14 protein-coding genes are annotated in these 15,331 nt (G+C 67.2%); 5 read left to right on the forward strand and 9 right to left on the reverse strand.

The genetic code is table 11. From position 1 onward, the window contains the following. Position 1: 1 nt before the first annotated feature. Together VLI63_RS06900 and VLI63_RS06905 are read right to left on the reverse strand one after the other, a co-directional pair. Positions 2–1,279 (reverse strand): extracellular solute-binding protein, encoded by a 1,278-nt coding sequence (locus tag VLI63_RS06900; RefSeq protein WP_409156124.1) that lies wholly within the window; start codon positions 1,277–1,279, stop codon positions 2–4. Positions 1,280–1,302: 23 nt separating this feature from the next. Further along, positions 1,303–2,487 carry a LacI family DNA-binding transcriptional regulator gene (locus VLI63_RS06905; RefSeq protein ID WP_409156125.1) on the reverse strand — a complete coding sequence of 395 codons (1,185 nt, stop codon included), beginning with the start codon at positions 2,485–2,487 and terminating at the stop codon, positions 1,303–1,305. A gap of 252 nt (positions 2,488–2,739) precedes the next feature. Between VLI63_RS06905 and VLI63_RS06910 the strand changes: the two genes are divergently transcribed. The 5 genes from VLI63_RS06910 (at position 2,740) to VLI63_RS06930 (ending at position 7,990) form a co-directional block, all read left to right on the forward strand. Further along, positions 2,740–4,053, forward strand: coding sequence for a sensor histidine kinase (locus tag VLI63_RS06910; protein WP_409156126.1), 1,314 nt, complete (start codon positions 2,740–2,742; stop codon positions 4,051–4,053). After that, the gene (locus VLI63_RS06915; protein ID WP_409156127.1) at positions 4,053–4,712 is read left to right on the forward strand and encodes a response regulator; all 660 of its coding nucleotides are present in this window, start codon (positions 4,053–4,055) and stop codon (positions 4,710–4,712) included. The genes VLI63_RS06910 and VLI63_RS06915 overlap by 1 nt, the downstream gene beginning before the upstream one ends. Before the next feature lie 95 nt (positions 4,713–4,807). Beyond that, positions 4,808–5,692: an ABC transporter ATP-binding protein gene (locus VLI63_RS06920; RefSeq protein ID WP_409156128.1), complete on the forward strand. Its 885-nt coding sequence runs from the start codon at positions 4,808–4,810 to the stop codon at positions 5,690–5,692. Further along, a complete protein-coding gene (locus VLI63_RS06925; RefSeq protein WP_409156129.1) occupies positions 5,689–6,780 on the forward strand; it encodes an ABC transporter permease in 1,092 nt (363 codons plus the stop codon). The genes VLI63_RS06920 and VLI63_RS06925 overlap by 4 nt, the downstream gene beginning before the upstream one ends. A 142-nt stretch (positions 6,781–6,922) precedes the next feature. Beyond that, the gene (locus VLI63_RS06930) at positions 6,923–7,990 is read left to right on the forward strand and encodes a threonine aldolase family protein (protein ID WP_409156130.1); all 1,068 of its coding nucleotides are present in this window, start codon (positions 6,923–6,925) and stop codon (positions 7,988–7,990) included. Positions 7,991–8,087: 97 nt separating this feature from the next. Here VLI63_RS06930 and VLI63_RS06935 read toward each other — a convergent pair whose 3' ends face one another. The 7 genes from VLI63_RS06935 to VLI63_RS06965 all read right to left on the reverse strand — a co-directional run bounded on the left by VLI63_RS06935 (position 8,088) and on the right by VLI63_RS06965 (position 15,328). Next, entirely contained in the window at positions 8,088–9,137 is a 1,050-nt protein-coding gene (locus tag VLI63_RS06935) for a zinc-dependent alcohol dehydrogenase family protein (RefSeq protein WP_409156131.1), read from the reverse strand. A 65-nt stretch (positions 9,138–9,202) separates the two neighbouring features. Further along, the gene (locus VLI63_RS06940; RefSeq protein ID WP_409156132.1) at positions 9,203–11,365 is read right to left on the reverse strand and encodes an ATP-dependent Clp protease ATP-binding subunit; all 2,163 of its coding nucleotides are present in this window, start codon (positions 11,363–11,365) and stop codon (positions 9,203–9,205) included. A 5-nt stretch (positions 11,366–11,370) separates the two neighbouring features. Beyond that, positions 11,371–12,540, reverse strand: a complete 1,170-nt coding sequence (locus VLI63_RS06945) for a class I SAM-dependent methyltransferase (RefSeq protein ID WP_409156133.1) — start codon at positions 12,538–12,540, stop codon at positions 11,371–11,373. Then, complete coding sequence (locus tag VLI63_RS06950) at positions 12,533–13,183, reverse strand: hypothetical protein (RefSeq protein WP_409156134.1); 651 nt, start codon at positions 13,181–13,183, stop codon at positions 12,533–12,535. The genes VLI63_RS06945 and VLI63_RS06950 overlap by 8 nt, the downstream gene beginning before the upstream one ends. A gap of 10 nt (positions 13,184–13,193) precedes the next feature. Further along, entirely contained in the window at positions 13,194–13,610 is a 417-nt protein-coding gene (locus tag VLI63_RS06955; protein ID WP_409156135.1) for a heat shock protein transcriptional repressor HspR, read from the reverse strand. Between the two features lie 16 nt (positions 13,611–13,626). Next, positions 13,627–14,607 carry a DnaJ C-terminal domain-containing protein gene (locus VLI63_RS06960; RefSeq protein ID WP_409156136.1) on the reverse strand — a complete coding sequence of 327 codons (981 nt, stop codon included), beginning with the start codon at positions 14,605–14,607 and terminating at the stop codon, positions 13,627–13,629. 118 nt (positions 14,608–14,725) lie between these two features. Beyond that, on the reverse strand, positions 14,726–15,328 hold the full coding sequence (locus tag VLI63_RS06965) for a nucleotide exchange factor GrpE (RefSeq protein ID WP_409156137.1): 603 nt from the start codon (positions 15,326–15,328) through the stop codon (positions 14,726–14,728). Positions 15,329–15,331 lie beyond the last annotated feature (3 nt).

Raw genomic sequence — 15,331 nt, forward strand, 5'->3', positions numbered from 1 at the left:
ACTACTTCTGCTTCGCGATCGTGTCGATCTTCGACGCGGCATCCGTGAGGGCGCTCTTCACATCCCCGGTGCCGGTGACCACCGTCTTGGTCCAGGCGTCACGGAAGGTCTGAAGCATCTCGACGGTGTTCGGCCCCGGGGGAACCTCCACGGTGCGGGAGGCCTGGTCACCGAAGGCCTGATACGCCGGGTTCTTGGCGAAGTAGTCGGCGTAGGTGGTCTGCAGGTCGCTGCGGAGCGGCATCTGTCCCGTGATTTCGAGCAGCTTCTTGTCTTGCGCCTTGCTCGTCGAGAACTTGAGGACATCCCATGCTGTGCCCTGGTTCTTGCAGGCGGAGTAGAGGCCGATGTTCTTCGCGTCGCTGAAGGTCCACGTCTTGTCAGCCGCGATGCCGTCCTTGGTCGGAACCGGCACGGAGCCCCAGTTCACGTCCTTGTAGACCGAGACGGCCCACGGGCCGACGATGGCCATGGCCGAGTTGCCTGAGGCGAACGAGTCTCCCGTGTACTGCTCCGGACTCGACAGCTTGTCTGCGTACATCGTCTGCCAGAAGTCGGCCACGTCGACGCCGTCCTGGGTAGCGAAGGTCGCCTTGTTGTCCGCGACGATCTGCTTCCCGCCCGTGGCTGCGGCGTAGAGCGGATAGAAGTCGAACTGGCTCTGGAAGAACTCGCTGGTGGGGGCCGGCTGGATCGCGACCTTGGAGACTCCCGCTGCGACGAGCTTCTTCGAGGTATCGATGAAGTCGGCGTAGGTCGAGAGCTTCGGGTTCTCGGGGTCGAGGCCCGCCTTGGCGAACATGTCCTTGTTGTAGAAGATCACGACGGGGTTCGACTTCCACGGCATCTGGAAGTAGTCACCGGAGCTGTTCTTGTACTGGTCGGCGACTTTGCCGCTACGAGCCTCGATGTAGGACGCGCCATCCGAGATCTTGGAGATGTCGACGAGGCCGCCCTGCTTCTCGAACTGGCCGACGGCGGAGGGGGCAGTGTTGTAGATCAGGCAAGGAGTGTTTCCGGCCGCGATGGCGGCACCGATCACCTCTTCGCTGCTCTTTCCGGCCGGGATCTCCTGGCCCTTGACCTGTTCTTTCGGGTGGTCAGCGTTCCAGGCGACGACCATCTGCTTGCCCCAGGCGACCTCCTGCTCGTTGTTCGAGTACCAGATCGTGATGGGGCCCTTGGCCGTGGTCGAGGTGGTTCCGGCGCCACTGCTGCAGGCCGTGAGGGCGAGCGCGCCGGCGAGCACGGTGGCGGCGATAACTGTTCTTCTTTGCACAGTCTTTCCTTTTCTTCGTGCGGCTAGGGAGCCGCGGTGGGGGGTGGTGTGATCGGAGCGACAGCGCTGGATTCGCGGATGAGGAGGCGCGCCGGCGGAAGTTCTATATCGTCGACCGTCTCGCCGGCGATCACTCGCAGCAGCAGTCCGGCGGCGTGGCGACCCCATTCCTGAACGGCAGTGGTCACCGTGGTGAGTGAGGGGAAGAGGTGTGCGCCGATGTCGCTCCCATCGAATCCGGTGATGGAGAGGTCACGGGGAACGGAGAGACCCGCCCGCGCGGCTATACCGAGCCCGGCGATCGCCATCACATCGTTCGAATAGACAATCGCCGTCGGCCGGTCGGCGAGCGCGACGAGCAGCTGGGTTGCGCGGGCCCCGCCGGCAGCGGTGAAGTCCGTCTCGATGATGAGCCCGCCGTCCAGGCCGTGCGAGTGCATGGTCTCCGTGAACGACAGGCTCCGACGCACCCCATGGAGCATGCGAGAGGGTCCGGCGACATGCGCGATTCGGCGGTGTCCGAGAGCGACGAGATGCTCCACCGCGGCGACGATGCCCGGGGTGTCTTCGACGTTCACCGAGGGGAGATCGGACGGGACGTCCGGACGACCGATAGTGATTGCCGCGAGGCCGAGGCGCGCGACGAGCGCGATGCGCGAGTCGTCACGCCGGAGGTCGGTGAGGATCACGCCATCGACACGGTCGTGATCGGCGAGTTGGCGGTAGCTGGCTTCCTCGTCGGCCTCGCTGCCGACCACGCTCAGAACGAGGGCCTGTCCCGCCGGCGCCAGAGCGGATTCGATGCCCGAGATGAAGGCCGGGAAGAACGGATCGCCCGACATCACCTCCGGGTCACGCGCGATCACCAGTCCGAGCGCGAAGGACCGATCGGTGCTGAGCGAGCGCGCCCGCACGCTCGGGCGCCATCCGAGCTCATCGGCGACCTGGAGGATGCGGTCACGGGTCTCCGGTGAGACTCCGGGACGATCGTTGAGCGCGAAGGAGACCAGCCCTTTGCTCACACCGGCGGCACGGGCGACATCCGTGATCGTCGCGCGCTGTTTCGCCATGATTACTCCACCCTGAGTGTTCGTGTTGCCGGCAGTGTTCTGAACCGGTGTCGTTCCGCGCCAGTCGATGCTGGCCGCGCTGGGGCCGCCGGCAGTCGTCTGAACCGGTGGCGCTTCGATCTGGGTCGTGCGTGTCATGCGTGTTCATGCAGAGGTGCGGATCGAATCCCACCTCCCGGCAGGTTTCTGAACCGGTTTAGTCAACGTAAGCCCGATCGACGGAGAAAGCAACCCCTTCCCCGCGAATCGGGTGGCCCGCGGATCCAGCCGAGTCCGCGCTGCCGAGTGACACGCGTGCCCGAAAGTTCGCGCGCGGGTGTCACTCGGCAGCGCGAGGACTCCCCCTCGCGGGGGATTCCGCTCCGCGCGGCGCGGACTAGCGTTGTGGGGGTGACTGAATCGTCGAGCGCGCGCCGCTGGCGCGAAACCCCCGGCGACACGGACCGGGAGTGGGTGCGACGCGAGCCCGAACGCCGGGAATACGCGCGGGATGTGGTGCTCGCGGCGATCCTGCTAGGAGCCACCGCCCTGAGCGTGCTGCTCTCCCAGAGCGCGGGCTTCTACGAGCATCCGGCCCCGATCTGGATCAGCGCGCTTTACGTCGTCGTGTGCACAGCCCCGTTGGCGTTGCGGCGGCGCTGGCCGGAGGCGGTCGCCGTCGTGGTGGGTGTCGTCTTCGCGCTCGCGCAGATCCTCTCTGTTTCAGAGACGCTCTTCGCCAACATCTCCCTCTTCATCGCCCTGTACTCGGTGGGGGCCTGGGGTCGCCATCGTGCGCGCGCCACGATCGTGCGGGTGGTGATCGTCATCGGGATGTTCGTCTGGCTCTTCGCCGCGCTCGTCGCGCATACCTCCGATCCCGGCTCCTTCGCGAACATCCCCCGCGACGGTGCGATCTCCCCGATCGTCGCCATCGGTCTCCTGCAGATCGTGACCAACCTGCTCTACTTCGGTGGCGCCTTCTACTTCGGTGATCGAGCCTGGGCCGCGGCGCGCGAACGCTCGGCCCTCGTTGCCCGCACAGCGGAGCTCGCCGCCGAAAGGGAGATCAATGCGCAGCGGGCGGTGTCGCTCGAACGCGTGCGGATCGCCAGGGACCTGCACGACATCGTCGCCCACCACGTGTCCGTGATGGGCGTGCAGGCGGGGGCGGCCCGGCGGGTCGTCGATTCCGATCCGGAGGGAGCCGCGGCATCCCTCCGCTCCATCGAATCGAGCGCCCGTACCGCCGTCGCGGAGCTCCATCGGATGCTCACGACGCTGCGGGACGATGAGCACCCGGGCGGAGACGCCCCGAGCACCCGCGGTCTCGAGCAGCTCTCCACCCTCGTCGGCGATACCCGCGAGGCGGGCGTCACGATCCTCTCGCGCACGATCGGCACCGAGCGTCCGGTGCCGCCCACCGTGGGAGCGACGCTCTACCGGATCGCGCAGGAAGCCATCACGAACACCATCAAGCATGCCGGGCCCGGCGCCGAGATCGACCTCCGATTGCGGTATCTCGACGATGCCGTCGAGCTCGAACTCGGGGATACCGGCACCGGCTCGGCCGTCGCCGCGCCTGGCATCGGCACGGGCGAGGGCCACGGCCACCTCGGGATGCGAGAGCGGGTGGATGCCGTCGGCGGCACCATCCAGATCGGCCCGCGCGCCCGGGGCGGCTACCTCGTGCGCGCGCGCATTCCGACCGGGGAGGCGGAGTGATGGCCGACCTTCGCGTGCTCATCGTCGACGACCAGGATCTGGTGCGCGCGGGGTTCTCGGTGATCCTGCAGAGCGAACCGGGCATCACGGTCGTCGGCGAGGCCAGGAACGGTGAAGAAGCCGTCGCACGGGTTCTGGAACTGCGCCCCGACGTGGTCTGCATGGACGTGCAGATGCCCGTCATGGACGGCCTCGAAGCCGCTCGCCGGATCGCCGTTCAGGCCCCGGGCACCGGCGTGCTCATCCTCACCACCTTCGATCGGGACGATTACCTCTTCGATGCGCTCACCGCCGGAGCGAGCGGTTTCCTGCTGAAGAATTCGACGCCGGAGAAGCTCATCGAAGCGGTGCAGATCATCGGCCGCGGCGACGCTCTCCTGGCTCCGGATGTCACGCGGCGGGTGATCGAGCGCTGCGCCGGCCGGTCCGCGATCCCGTCGACGGCGAGCCCGGCCCTTGACGACCTGAGCGGGCGGGAGCGCGAAGTCCTCGGCCTGCTCGCGCGGGGCATGAGTAACTCCGAGATCGCACACACGCTCTACGTCGGAGAGGCGACGGTCAAGTCCCATGTCTCGAAGGTGCTGCAGAAGCTCGGCCTGCGGGATCGGGTGCACGCCGTGGTCTTCGCCTACGAGAACGGCATCGTGGCGCGCAACTGAGCCTCCCCCGTGAGGCGGAGCGGGAATCCCCCCGCGAGGCGGATGCCGCGTGCCGCGCCACCTCCTACGGTTGAGACCAGACATGAGGGAGCACGATGCTACAGGTAGACAGGGTGACCAAAACGTATGGCGGTCGAGCCGCGCTCACCGACGTGAGTTTCACCGTCGGTGACGGCCGCATCACCGGATTCGTCGGGGGAAACGGCGCCGGCAAGACGACGACGATGCGGATCATCCTCGGCGTGCTGTCGGCCGATTCCGGCTCGGTGAGCCTGGGCGGGTCGACGCTCAGCGGCGATGACCGGCGAATCTTCGGGTACATGCCGGAAGAGCGTGGGCTCTACCCGAAGATGAAAGTGGCCGAGCAGATCACCTACTTCGGTCGACTGCACGGCATGACCGCTCGTGATGCAGCGGCAAGCACGACCCGACTGCTCGACCGGCTAGAGCTCGGCGCGAGGGCGAACGACACCGTCGATGCCCTGTCCCTCGGCAACCAGCAGCGGGCACAGATCGCCGCCGCCCTGGTTCATCAGCCGGAAGTGCTCATTCTCGACGAGCCGTTCTCCGGCCTCGACCCCATGGGCGTCGACTCCGTGCTCGGGGTGCTGCGGGATGCCGCCTCCGACGGTGCCCCCGTGCTGTTCTCCAGCCACCAACTCGACCTCGTCGAACGCCTGTGCGACGATCTGGTGATCATCGCCAACGGCGAGATCCGGGCGAGCGGTTCGCGGGAGCAGTTGCAACGCGAGCACGGTCACGACCGCTACGAGCTCGATGTCGACGGGGATCTCGGCTGGCTGCGCGAGGTGCCCGGCATCACCGTCGTCGACTTCGACGGTGGTCATGCCCTCTTCGAGGCAGCGGATGCCGCAGCCGCCCAGTCCGTGCTGAAGCGCGCGGTCGCGGATGACTCAGTGCAGCGATTCGCCCCACAACATCCGTCCCTCGCCCAGATCTTCCGGGAGGTCATCCAGTGAGCACCATCGCCCCCTCATTCCTGCAGAGCACTCTTCTCGTGTCGAACCGCGAGATCACGATGCGACTGCGCAGCAAGGCCTTCCTCATCTCGACGGGCATCCTGCTGCTCGCGGTACTCGCCTCGATCGTGATCGGCAGCATCGTCAGCGCGAACGCCGAGCCGACCAAGATCGCCGTTCAGCGCTCGGTGGTCAACGCGCTGCCCGACCTCCCCCAGTTCGCGGTGACGGATGTCGACACTCGTGCCCAGGCGCAGAAACTGGTGCGCTCGGGGGCCGTCGAGGCGGCGATCGTGTCGAACTCCACGGTCTCCCAGCTCGGCATCACCGTGATCGGGCTCGATTCGCCGCCGACCGCGGTGATCGCGGCCGTTAGTGTGGCGCCGGACGTGAAGATCCTCGACACCTCGAAGAAGAATCCGCTGCTCATCTACTTCGTCGCCCTCGGCTTCGGGCTGGTGTTCTTCATGTCGGCCGTGACCTTCGGATCCACCATCGCGCAGAGCGTCGTGGAGGAGAAGGCGACGCGAGTGGTGGAGATCCTCATGTCGACGATCCCAGTGCGCACCCTGCTCGCCGGCAAGGTGCTCGGCAACAGCATCCTCGCCTTCGGCCAGATCGCGCTCATTGCGATCCTCGCCGGCGTGGGGCTGCTCGTGACCGGGCAATCCACCCTGCTGGGCACACTCGGCCCGTCGATCATCTGGTTCGTGGTGTTCTTCGCCTTCGGGTTCGTCTTGCTCGCGGCGCTCTTCGCCGCCGCCGCATCCCTCGTCTCCCGCCAGGAGGACATGGCTTCGGTCACCACCCCCGTCACGATGCTCGTGATGGTGCCCTACCTGCTCGTGATCGTCTTCAACGACAATCCGATCGTGCTGGGCATCATGTCCTACGTGCCCTTCTCCGCGCCGGTCGGCATGCCCATGCGCATCTTCCTCGGTACTGCCGAGTGGTGGGAGCCGCTGCTGTCCTTGACGATCCTGCTGGTCTCGACCGCATTCGTCATCGCGATCGGCTCGCGCATCTACGAGAACTCGCTGCTGCGCATGGGCGGCCGGGTGAAGCTGCGCGAGGCGCTGGCTCGCTGAGCGCGGTAGGCGGGTGAGCGAATCCGGGCGTATGCGGACACTCCGGGCTGGCCCGCCGGCCCGGGATGTCCGCCGACGCCCGCCTGCGAGCCGGAGCGTCGCCCCGCCCCGCACGCCCAACTCGCAATGGCAGACTGGTCCCATGACCACGCTTCATGACACGAACTACCGCGGATTCGCCTCTGACAACTACGCGGGAGCCCACCCCGAAGTGCTCGCCGCTATCGCCGACGCCAATGGCGGCCACCAGATCGCGTACGGCGAAGACGTCTACACGGCCCGCCTCCAGGAGGTCATCAAGGAACACTTCGGTGACCAGGCCGAAGCCTTCCCGGTCTTCAACGGTACCGGCGCGAATGTCACGGCCCTGACCTCCGTGCTGCCTCGATGGGGAGCCGTGATCGCCACCTCGACCGCGCATATCCACACGGATGAGAATGGCGCCCCGGAACGCATCAGCGGCCTCAAGCTGCTCACGGTTCCGACTCCCGACGGCAAGCTCACCCCGGAGCTCATCGATCGCGAGGCCTGGGGCTGGGGTGACGAGCACCGCGCGCAGCCGCTCGCGGTGAGCATCACCCAGACCACCGAACTCGGCACGCTGTACTCCGTGGCTGAGGTGCGGGCTATCGCCGAGCACGTCCACTCAAAGGGAATGGTGCTGCACATGGACGGTGCGCGCATCTCGAATGCGGCGGCAGCCCTCGAGGTGCCGCTGCGGGAGTTCACGACGGATGCCGGCGTCGACATCCTGAGCTTCGGCGGCACCAAGAACGGGCTGCTCTACGGTGAGGCGATCGTGGTGCTGAACCCGGATGTCTCGGACGGGCTCATCTTCCTCCGAAAGCTCAACATGCAGCTCGCGTCCAAGATGCGTTTCGTCTCCGCGCAACTGATCGCCCTGCTCAGCGACGACCTCTACCGCCGCTCGGCGAGACACGCCAATGTGATGGCCGCCCACCTGCGTCGCTCTCTCGAGGACGCGATCGCCGACGGCCGCGTGAGCAACCTCTCGTTCAGCCAGGAGACGACCGCCAACGCGGTATTCGCGGTGCTTCCGAACGAATCATCCGACCGGCTGAAGCAGAAGTTCCGCTTCTACGACTGGGATCGGGCCGCGAACGAGGTGCGCTGGATGACCGCATTCGACACGACGGAAGCGGATGTCGACGCCTTCGTCGCCGCGATCGTGGAGGAGCTCGGCGCCTAGCCCGCCGGTCGAGTAGCGCCCTCAAGGGCGCGTATCGAGACCACTCGCCGGTCTCGATACCCTCGCTAGCGCTCGCTACTCGACCACCGAGTGCGGACTACGGGCGCAGCAGCACCTTCACCGCGCGACGGTCATCCATGGCGTCGTAGGCCTCGGCGACCTCGCCGAGCGGCAGTTCGAGGTCGAAGACACGTCCGGGGGCGATCGCTCCGGAGAGCACCTCCGGCAGCAGCTCCTCGATGTAGTTGCGCACCGGAGCTACTCCGCCGGCGACGCCGATGTTCGCGCCGAAGAGCGAGCGGATCGGCAGCTCGGATCCGCCGTTCGGCACGCCGACGTAGCCGACCTTGCCTCCGGGGCGGGCAGAGCGGATCGCCTGGTCCATCGATTCCTTGGTGCCGACGCATTCGAGAACGCGGTCGGCCCCGATGCCGCCGAGCAGCTCCTTGACGCGAGCGACCCCCTCGTCGCCACGTTCCTCGACGATGTCGGTGGCGCCGAACTCGGTCGCGAGCGCCTGCCGGTCGGCATGGCGCGACATAGCGATGATGCGGGTTGCGCCGAGTCGCTTGGCCGCGATGATCGCGCAGAGGCCGACCGCGCCGTCTCCCACCACCACGACGGAGTCACCCGCCGCGACACCGGCGGAGAAGGCCGCGTGATGTCCCGTGCCCATGACGTCGGCGAGGGTGAGGAGTCCGGGGATCTGCTCGGGGCTGGGCTGCTCAGGCGTGGCGACGAGCGTGCCGTCCGCGTTCGGCACCCGCACGAACTCGCCCTGGGCTCCATCGACGAAGTCTCCGTTGCGGTCATCCGCGCCCCACCAGCCGCCGGCGAGACAGGAGGTGCTCACCCCGTTGAGGCAGTTCACGCAGGTCATGTCGCAGTGGTAGAACGGGGCGATCACGAAGTCGCCGACACGGATCTTCGACACGCCCTCGCCGATCTCCGTGACGACTCCGACGAACTCGTGTCCGATGCGGTGAGGATGCTTGGTGGGGGTGACCCCCCGGTAGGGCCAGAGGTCGGAGCCGCAGACGCAGGCCGCGACGACCTTGACGATCGCGTCGGTACCGGTGATGAGCTGGGGGTCGGCCACGTCTTCGAGTCGGATGTCCCGCTCGCCGTGGATCAGTGTTGCACGCATGCCTCCAGCTTATTTGGATGGCTGGGTGTTCGATGACGCTCGGGGTCGGACACCCGGCGGGCCGGCTACTCGGCCGGCGCTTCCCCCTTGCGGATACTGAGCGTGTCGTTGTCGGAGTCGAGGTCCACGATCACGATGTCGCCATCGCGGATCTCCCCACTGAGCAGCGCGGTGGCGAGCTTGTCGTCGATCTCGTGCTGCATCAACCGGCGAAGCGGTCGTGCGCCGTAGATCGGGTCGTACCCGCGCTCGGCGAGCCAGCTGCGCGCATCCGGAGTCACCGCGAGGTCGAGTCGGCGATCCTGCAGGCGCCGGGTCAACCGGTCGATGTAGAGCTCCACGATCTGGGCGAGGTCGTCCTTCGACAGCGCGCTGAAGATCACGATGTCGTCGAGACGGTTGAGGAACTCGGGCTTGAAGGCCTGGCGCACCATCGCGTTGACGGCGTCCTCCTTCGCGTCAGCACTGAGCGTGGGGTCGACCAGGTATTGGCTTCCCAGGTTGGAGGTGAGGATGAGGATCACGTTGCGGAAATCCACCGTGCGGCCCTGGCCGTCGGTGAGCCGGCCGTCGTCGAGCACCTGGAGCAGCACATCGAACACTCCGCTGTGCGCCTTCTCCACCTCGTCGAGCAGCACCACCGAGTAGGGGCGCCGGCGCACAGCTTCGGTGAGCTGGCCGCCCTGTTCGTAGCCGATGTACCCGGGAGGGGCACCGAGGAGGCGCGCGACGGAGTGTCGCTCGCTGTACTCGCTCATGTCGATGCGCACCATCGCCTTTTCGTCATCGAAGAGGAACTCTGCGAGCGCCTTGGCGAGCTCGGTCTTGCCGACGCCGGTGGGACCGAGGAACAGGAAAGAGCCGGTCGGCCGATCCGTGTCGGCGATTCCCGCGCGTGATCGTCGCACCGCGTCCGCCACCGCGCGGACCGCGGGCTTCTGGCCGACCAGCCGCTTGCCCAGTTCATTCTCGAGATTGAGCAGTTTGTCCGTCTCGCCCTGCATGAGGCGGCCGACCGGGATGCCGGTCCAGGCTGCGACGACGGCTGCGATGTCTTCCTCGGTCACCTGCTCGTTCACCATGCGCGGCCCGGTGGTCTCCATGGATTCGGCCGCGGCGATGTCGCGCTCGATCTTCTTGATCACTTCGTAGTCGAGGCGTGAGGCGTCTTCGTAGCGGCCCTCGCGCATGGCACGGTCGAGTTCGATACGCGCATCGTTGAGACGCATCCTCAGGTCACCGACGCCCTGGAGCGAAGCCTTCTCCGCGGTCCAGCGCGCGTTGAGCCCGTCGAGCTTCTTCTGCATCTCGGCCATCTCGTCGCGGAGTTTCTGCAGGCGCGCCTTCGAGGCGGCATCCTTCTCCTTCTTGAGAGCGAGTTCTTCGAGCTTCATGCGATCGATGGCCCTCTTGAGTTGATCGATCTCCACCGGGGAGGAGTCGATCTCCATCTTGAGCCGGCTGGCCGCCTCATCCACGAGGTCGATTGCCTTGTCAGGAAGCTGACGTCCGCTGATGTAGCGATTGCTGAGGGATGCCGCGGCCACGAGGGCGGTGTCGGCGATGGCCACCTTGTGGTGCGCCTCATAGCGTTCCTTGAGCCCGCGCAGGATGGCGATGGTGTCTTCGACCGAGGGCTCGCCCACGAACACCTGCTGGAAACGGCGCTCGAGCGCGGCATCCTTCTCGATGTACTCGCGGTATTCGTCGAGGGTGGTGGCACCGATGAGGCGCAGTTCACCGCGCGCGAGCATCGGCTTCAGCATGTTGGAGGCCGCGACGGACCCCTCTCCGCCTCCCGCTCCCATGAGCGTGTGCAGTTCGTCGACGAAGGTGATGATCTCGCCATCGGCGTCGTTGATCTCCTTGAGCACGGCCTTGAGCCGTTCCTCGAACTCGCCGCGGTACTTGGCCCCGGCCACGAGGGCGGCGAGGTCGAGCGAGACGAGCTTCTTGCCCTTGAGCGAATCGGCGACGTCGCCGGCCACAATGCGCTGGGCGAGCCCCTCGACCACCGCGGTCTTGCCCACGCCCGGTTCGCCGATCAGAACCGGGTTGTTCTTGGTGCGGCGGGTGAGTACCTGGCTTACGCGGCGGATCTCGGCATCCCGACCGATCACCGGATCGAGCTTGCCGGTGCGCGCGATCGCCGTGAGGTCGACACCGTACTTCTCGAGAGCGGTCTGCTGCTCTTCGTCGGTGGCGGGAGCGCCCTGGAGGTTGGCCATTCGCGTTACCTTTCTGTGCGCGGGTCGGAGCGACCCGCGCTGTTTTCAGCGGACACGGTCACGCGTCGCCGGGACGACGTGACCGTGAACTTGGTGTTGCGCACCACCTCACGGGTGGAACCGATCACCGACTCGAGGGTCGGCCGGTAGGCGAGGTGCGAGTTGTAGACCGTCCAGAGCTCTCCGCCGGGGCGGAGCACGCGCGCGGCGTCCCGGAACAGGCGGTCGGCGAGGCCGGTATGCACGGTCGCGCCCACATGGAACGGCGGGTTGAGCACGATGAGATCGGCGCTCGCGTCGGGCTGCGATTTCAGGCCGTCATCGCGCAGCACGGTGACACGGTCGGCGAGCTCGTTCGCCTGCACGGTGGCCAGAGAGGATGCCACTGCCGCTGCGGACTGGTCGGTGGCGATCACGGAGAGGGAGGGTCGCGATTTCGCGAGCATCGCCGCAAGGATTCCGGTGCCGCTGCCGAGATCGATGGCGGTGGTCGCATCCGCGAGCGCTCCGTCGAGCACGGAGAGGAGCAACCGCGTGCCGAGGTCGAGTTTCGGGCCGGCGAAGACAGCGCCGTGAGCGCACACCCAGAGGCCGAGCTCGTCGTTGTACTCCCGCACCGGGAATTCGCTCGACGCGGCGAGAGGCTCCCTGGCGATGAGCACCCGTGACTTCTGGCGCGCGAGGGAGACATCCAGCCTGCCGAAGTGTTTCGTGAGCACCGCGTTCATCGTCAGCGAGAGGTGTTTGATGCGACCGCCGGCGAAGACGATGACGGAGGGATCCGCCCAGCGCGCGATCTCTCCGGCGATCTCATCGAGTTCGGCGAGCGAGCGCGGCACCTGCAGCAGCACCACCGTCGCACCCGAGAGCAACTCACGCCCGAGCGGCAGGCTGCTGAGCTCCTCGGTGACCCCCCGCGCATTGGCGGCAAGGGCTGCCTCTCCCACGAGGGCATCCTGGAACACCCGCACCGCGGTGGCTCCCAGGTTCGCTGCGGCGCCGATGGCGAGCGCACCGTAGTGGTCGTTGATCACCACAACGGTGCCGCCGGGTGCCGCGGCGATGGCGTCGGATGCCTCGTCGAGAATCAGCCGGTCGCTGGCGTCCACTGCGAACAGGTTGGGAGCCTCGACGTCCGGCCAGCGGCGCAGGCTCTCCAGGTCGACGTCAGGCATGAGAACCCGTCACAGCGGCACCGGGGATGGCGGCGGCGGGACGCATCGCGTGCGCCATCCACCACCAGCTCAACCAGCCGACCACGGCGTTGAGCGCCACGGAGAGTATGCCCGAGACCGCCAGTACGGTCACCAGCGAGGATCCGGCCGACGACGAGTTCCAGTCGAGACCGCCGAGACCGACCCTCGTGAAGATCCCGCCGATCCCCGAGACGACCCAGGATGCCACGATCCCGACGCCGACGCCGGCCCAGGTGACCGCCCAGGGTCGCCGCACCTGGTGCGCCGAGAGCACGCGACCGCTCACCACGATCGCCACCACCATCAGCACGACACCCAGGATGCCGACGAGAATGAGCGGCACGACGAACGGGCGGAGATCCAGCCCGGCGAGCACTCGGACGAGGCCGGAGTACCACTCGGTCGTCGACGAGCGCGCCGCGCGCACGATCAGCCCGATGAAGACCGCCAACAGGGCGATCCCGAGGCAGAGCGCGACCAGCGCGTAGCCGATGCTGAGCACGACGAAGCCCACGGCTCCCGCGAGGGCGGCGCCGCGTTTCGCGCGGGGGGTCAGGGGCGGTCGCACCGCGCGAGGCGCGGGGGGCTGAGCGGCGTAGCCGGGCGGTGGCGAGACAGTCATCGTCGGATTCTCAATCGTGGTCGAGTGGTCGCCAGACCACGAGTTGGGTGTTGCGCTGCGCGCGGGTTCCCGCCCGCAGCGAGACGACTTCACCGGTTCCCCCACCCGCGAAGACCCGGCTGCCCGGGCGCGAGAGGAGTTCGTCGGCGAGCGCATGCTCGAGTTCGCGAACGCGATCCGAGAGGGCCGCGACCTGGTTCTCGAGCTGCAGGATCCGCTTGATGCCCTCGAGACTCACTCCCTCGGTTCCGAGGCGCGCGATCTCGCGCAGCTGCATGACGTCCCGCATCGAATAACGGCGCGACTGCCCTGAGGTGCGCTGGGGGATCACGAGCTCGAGACGGTCGTACTGGCGCAGCGTCTGCGGGTGCATCCCCGCGAGTTCGGCCGCGATCGCGATCGCGAAGACGGGATCGGTCGCTTCCATTGCTGTGCCTCTCCGCTCAGACCCGCGACTTGGCGATCAGGTCGGCGCGGGGGTTCTCGTCGGGCTGCAGGGAGGCGAATTTCTCGAGAGCCTCGCGGGCATCCGTGGTCAGGTGAGATGGCACGGCCACCTGCACGGTCGCCAGCAGATCGCCGACGCCCTTGTCGGTGGCGACTCCGCGCCCCTTGACGCGAAGCACGCGCCCGGATGGTGTTCCCGCCGCTACCCGTAGTTTGACCGGGTCGCCGCCGAGAGTCGGCACTTCGATGGTCGCACCGAGGGTCGCCTCGGTGAAGGTGACGGGCACATCGACCCGCAGGTTGAGTCCGTCGCGTTCGAAGACGGGATGCCGCCGCACGGTCACCGTCAGGGTCAGGTCACCCGCGGGCCCGCCGTCGTAGCTCGGCTCGCCCTTGCCCTTGAGGCGGATCTTCTGCCCGTCGCTCACGCCGGCCGGGATCTTGACGCTGATCGGCTTGCCCTCTGCGGGCTGAAGCTTCACCGTGTCGCCATTGATGGCGGTGAGGAAGTCGAGAGTGGTGCCCGCGGTCTGGTCGCGGCCCTTCGTCGGACCGCCGGCTCCGCGGAAACCGCCGGAGGACTGGCCGAAGCCACCCTGGCCGAACATGCCGCTGAAGATGTCGTCGAACCCGCCGGAGCCGCCGGACCGCTGGCCGCCGCCCTGGCCGAACATGCCGCCGAAGACGTCCTCGAAGCCCGCACTCTGGCCGGGCGCCCCGGAGGTGAAGCGCGCGCGACCGGGGCCCATGGCCCGCATCTGGTCGTATTCCTTGCGTTGTTCAGCATCGGAGAGCACCGAGTTGGCCTCGCTGATCTCCTTGAACTTCGACTCGGCCGCGGCGTTCCCCGGGTTGGAGTCCGGGTGGTACTTGCGGGCGAGCTTGCGGTAGGCCTTCTTGAGGTCAGCCGCGGTGACATCTTTGGAGACGCCGAGAACGGCGTAGAAGTCCTTGTCGAACCAATCCTGGCTGGCCACAGGCGCCTCCTTTCATACGGGGTTGCTGGTTGAGTAGGCCGCCCGCGGCCGTGTCGAAACCCGGTGGATCTCGACACGGTCGCTGGAGCTCCCTACTCGATCAGCAGGGGTTGTGGTTCTATTCTGCGGGAACCGCGACTGCCACCTTTGCGGGGCGCAGCAGGCGGTCGCCGAGCTTGTAGCCCGGCGCGATCACGTCGGCGACGGTGTTGACCGTCACTCCCGGAGTCGGCAACTGCACGAGCGCCTCGTGCTGGTGAGGATCGAACACGTCGCCCTTCTCGCCGACCACGGTGAGCCCGAACTTCTCGAGGCTCGCCCGCAACTTGGCCACGATCACCACCATCGGCCCCTCGGCGAGGTCGCCGTGCGCTTCCGCGAGCGACAGGTCGTCGAACACGGGGAGCAGCGACTTCACCACTTCGGCGATGTTCGCCTCCCGGTTCGCTTCCCGGTCACGCTCGACGCGCTTGCGGTAGTTGGCGAATTCGGCCTGCACGCGCTTGAGATCGTCCAGGATCTCGGCGGCCGGGTCCTTTTCACTACCCTGCGCCGCGGCACCCTTCGCACCGGCGTCGGTGTCTCCGGACAGGAAGGCGAGATCGTCGTCGGTGAACGAGGTCTCGACATCCGGTCCCTCGAAGCCCTCGGAGGCGCCGCTGTCCGGCTCCTCCGGATCGCCCTTGCCCTTGCCGGGCTTCGGATTCTTGTTGGCTGCCATCAG

The sequence above is a fragment of the Lacisediminihabitans sp. H27-G8 genome (assembly GCF_046156175.1).
Classification (GTDB): domain Bacteria; phylum Actinomycetota; class Actinomycetes; order Actinomycetales; family Microbacteriaceae; genus Lacisediminihabitans.

Excerpts from the sequence above, each read along its gene's own strand:
- VLI63_RS06905 (WP_409156125.1), bottom strand. The coding sequence starts at position 2,487 with ATGACACGCACGACCCAGATCGAAGCGCCACCGGTTCAGACGACTGCC.
- VLI63_RS06955 (WP_409156135.1), bottom strand. The coding sequence starts at position 13,610 with ATGGAAGCGACCGATCCCGTCTTCGCGATCGCGATCGCGGCCGAACTC.
- VLI63_RS06920 (WP_409156128.1), top strand. The coding sequence starts at position 4,808 with ATGCTACAGGTAGACAGGGTGACCAAAACGTATGGCGGTCGAGCCGCG.
- VLI63_RS06950 (WP_409156134.1), bottom strand. The coding sequence starts at position 13,183 with ATGACTGTCTCGCCACCGCCCGGCTACGCCGCTCAGCCCCCCGCGCCT.
- VLI63_RS06945 (WP_409156133.1), bottom strand. The coding sequence starts at position 12,540 with ATGCCTGACGTCGACCTGGAGAGCCTGCGCCGCTGGCCGGACGTCGAG.
- VLI63_RS06965 (WP_409156137.1), bottom strand. The coding sequence starts at position 15,328 with ATGGCAGCCAACAAGAATCCGAAGCCCGGCAAGGGCAAGGGCGATCCG.
- VLI63_RS06935 (WP_409156131.1), bottom strand. The coding sequence starts at position 9,137 with ATGCGTGCAACACTGATCCACGGCGAGCGGGACATCCGACTCGAAGAC.
- VLI63_RS06940 (WP_409156132.1), bottom strand. The coding sequence starts at position 11,365 with ATGGCCAACCTCCAGGGCGCTCCCGCCACCGACGAAGAGCAGCAGACC.
- VLI63_RS06915 (WP_409156127.1), top strand. The coding sequence starts at position 4,053 with ATGGCCGACCTTCGCGTGCTCATCGTCGACGACCAGGATCTGGTGCGC.
- VLI63_RS06930 (WP_409156130.1), top strand. The coding sequence starts at position 6,923 with ATGACCACGCTTCATGACACGAACTACCGCGGATTCGCCTCTGACAAC.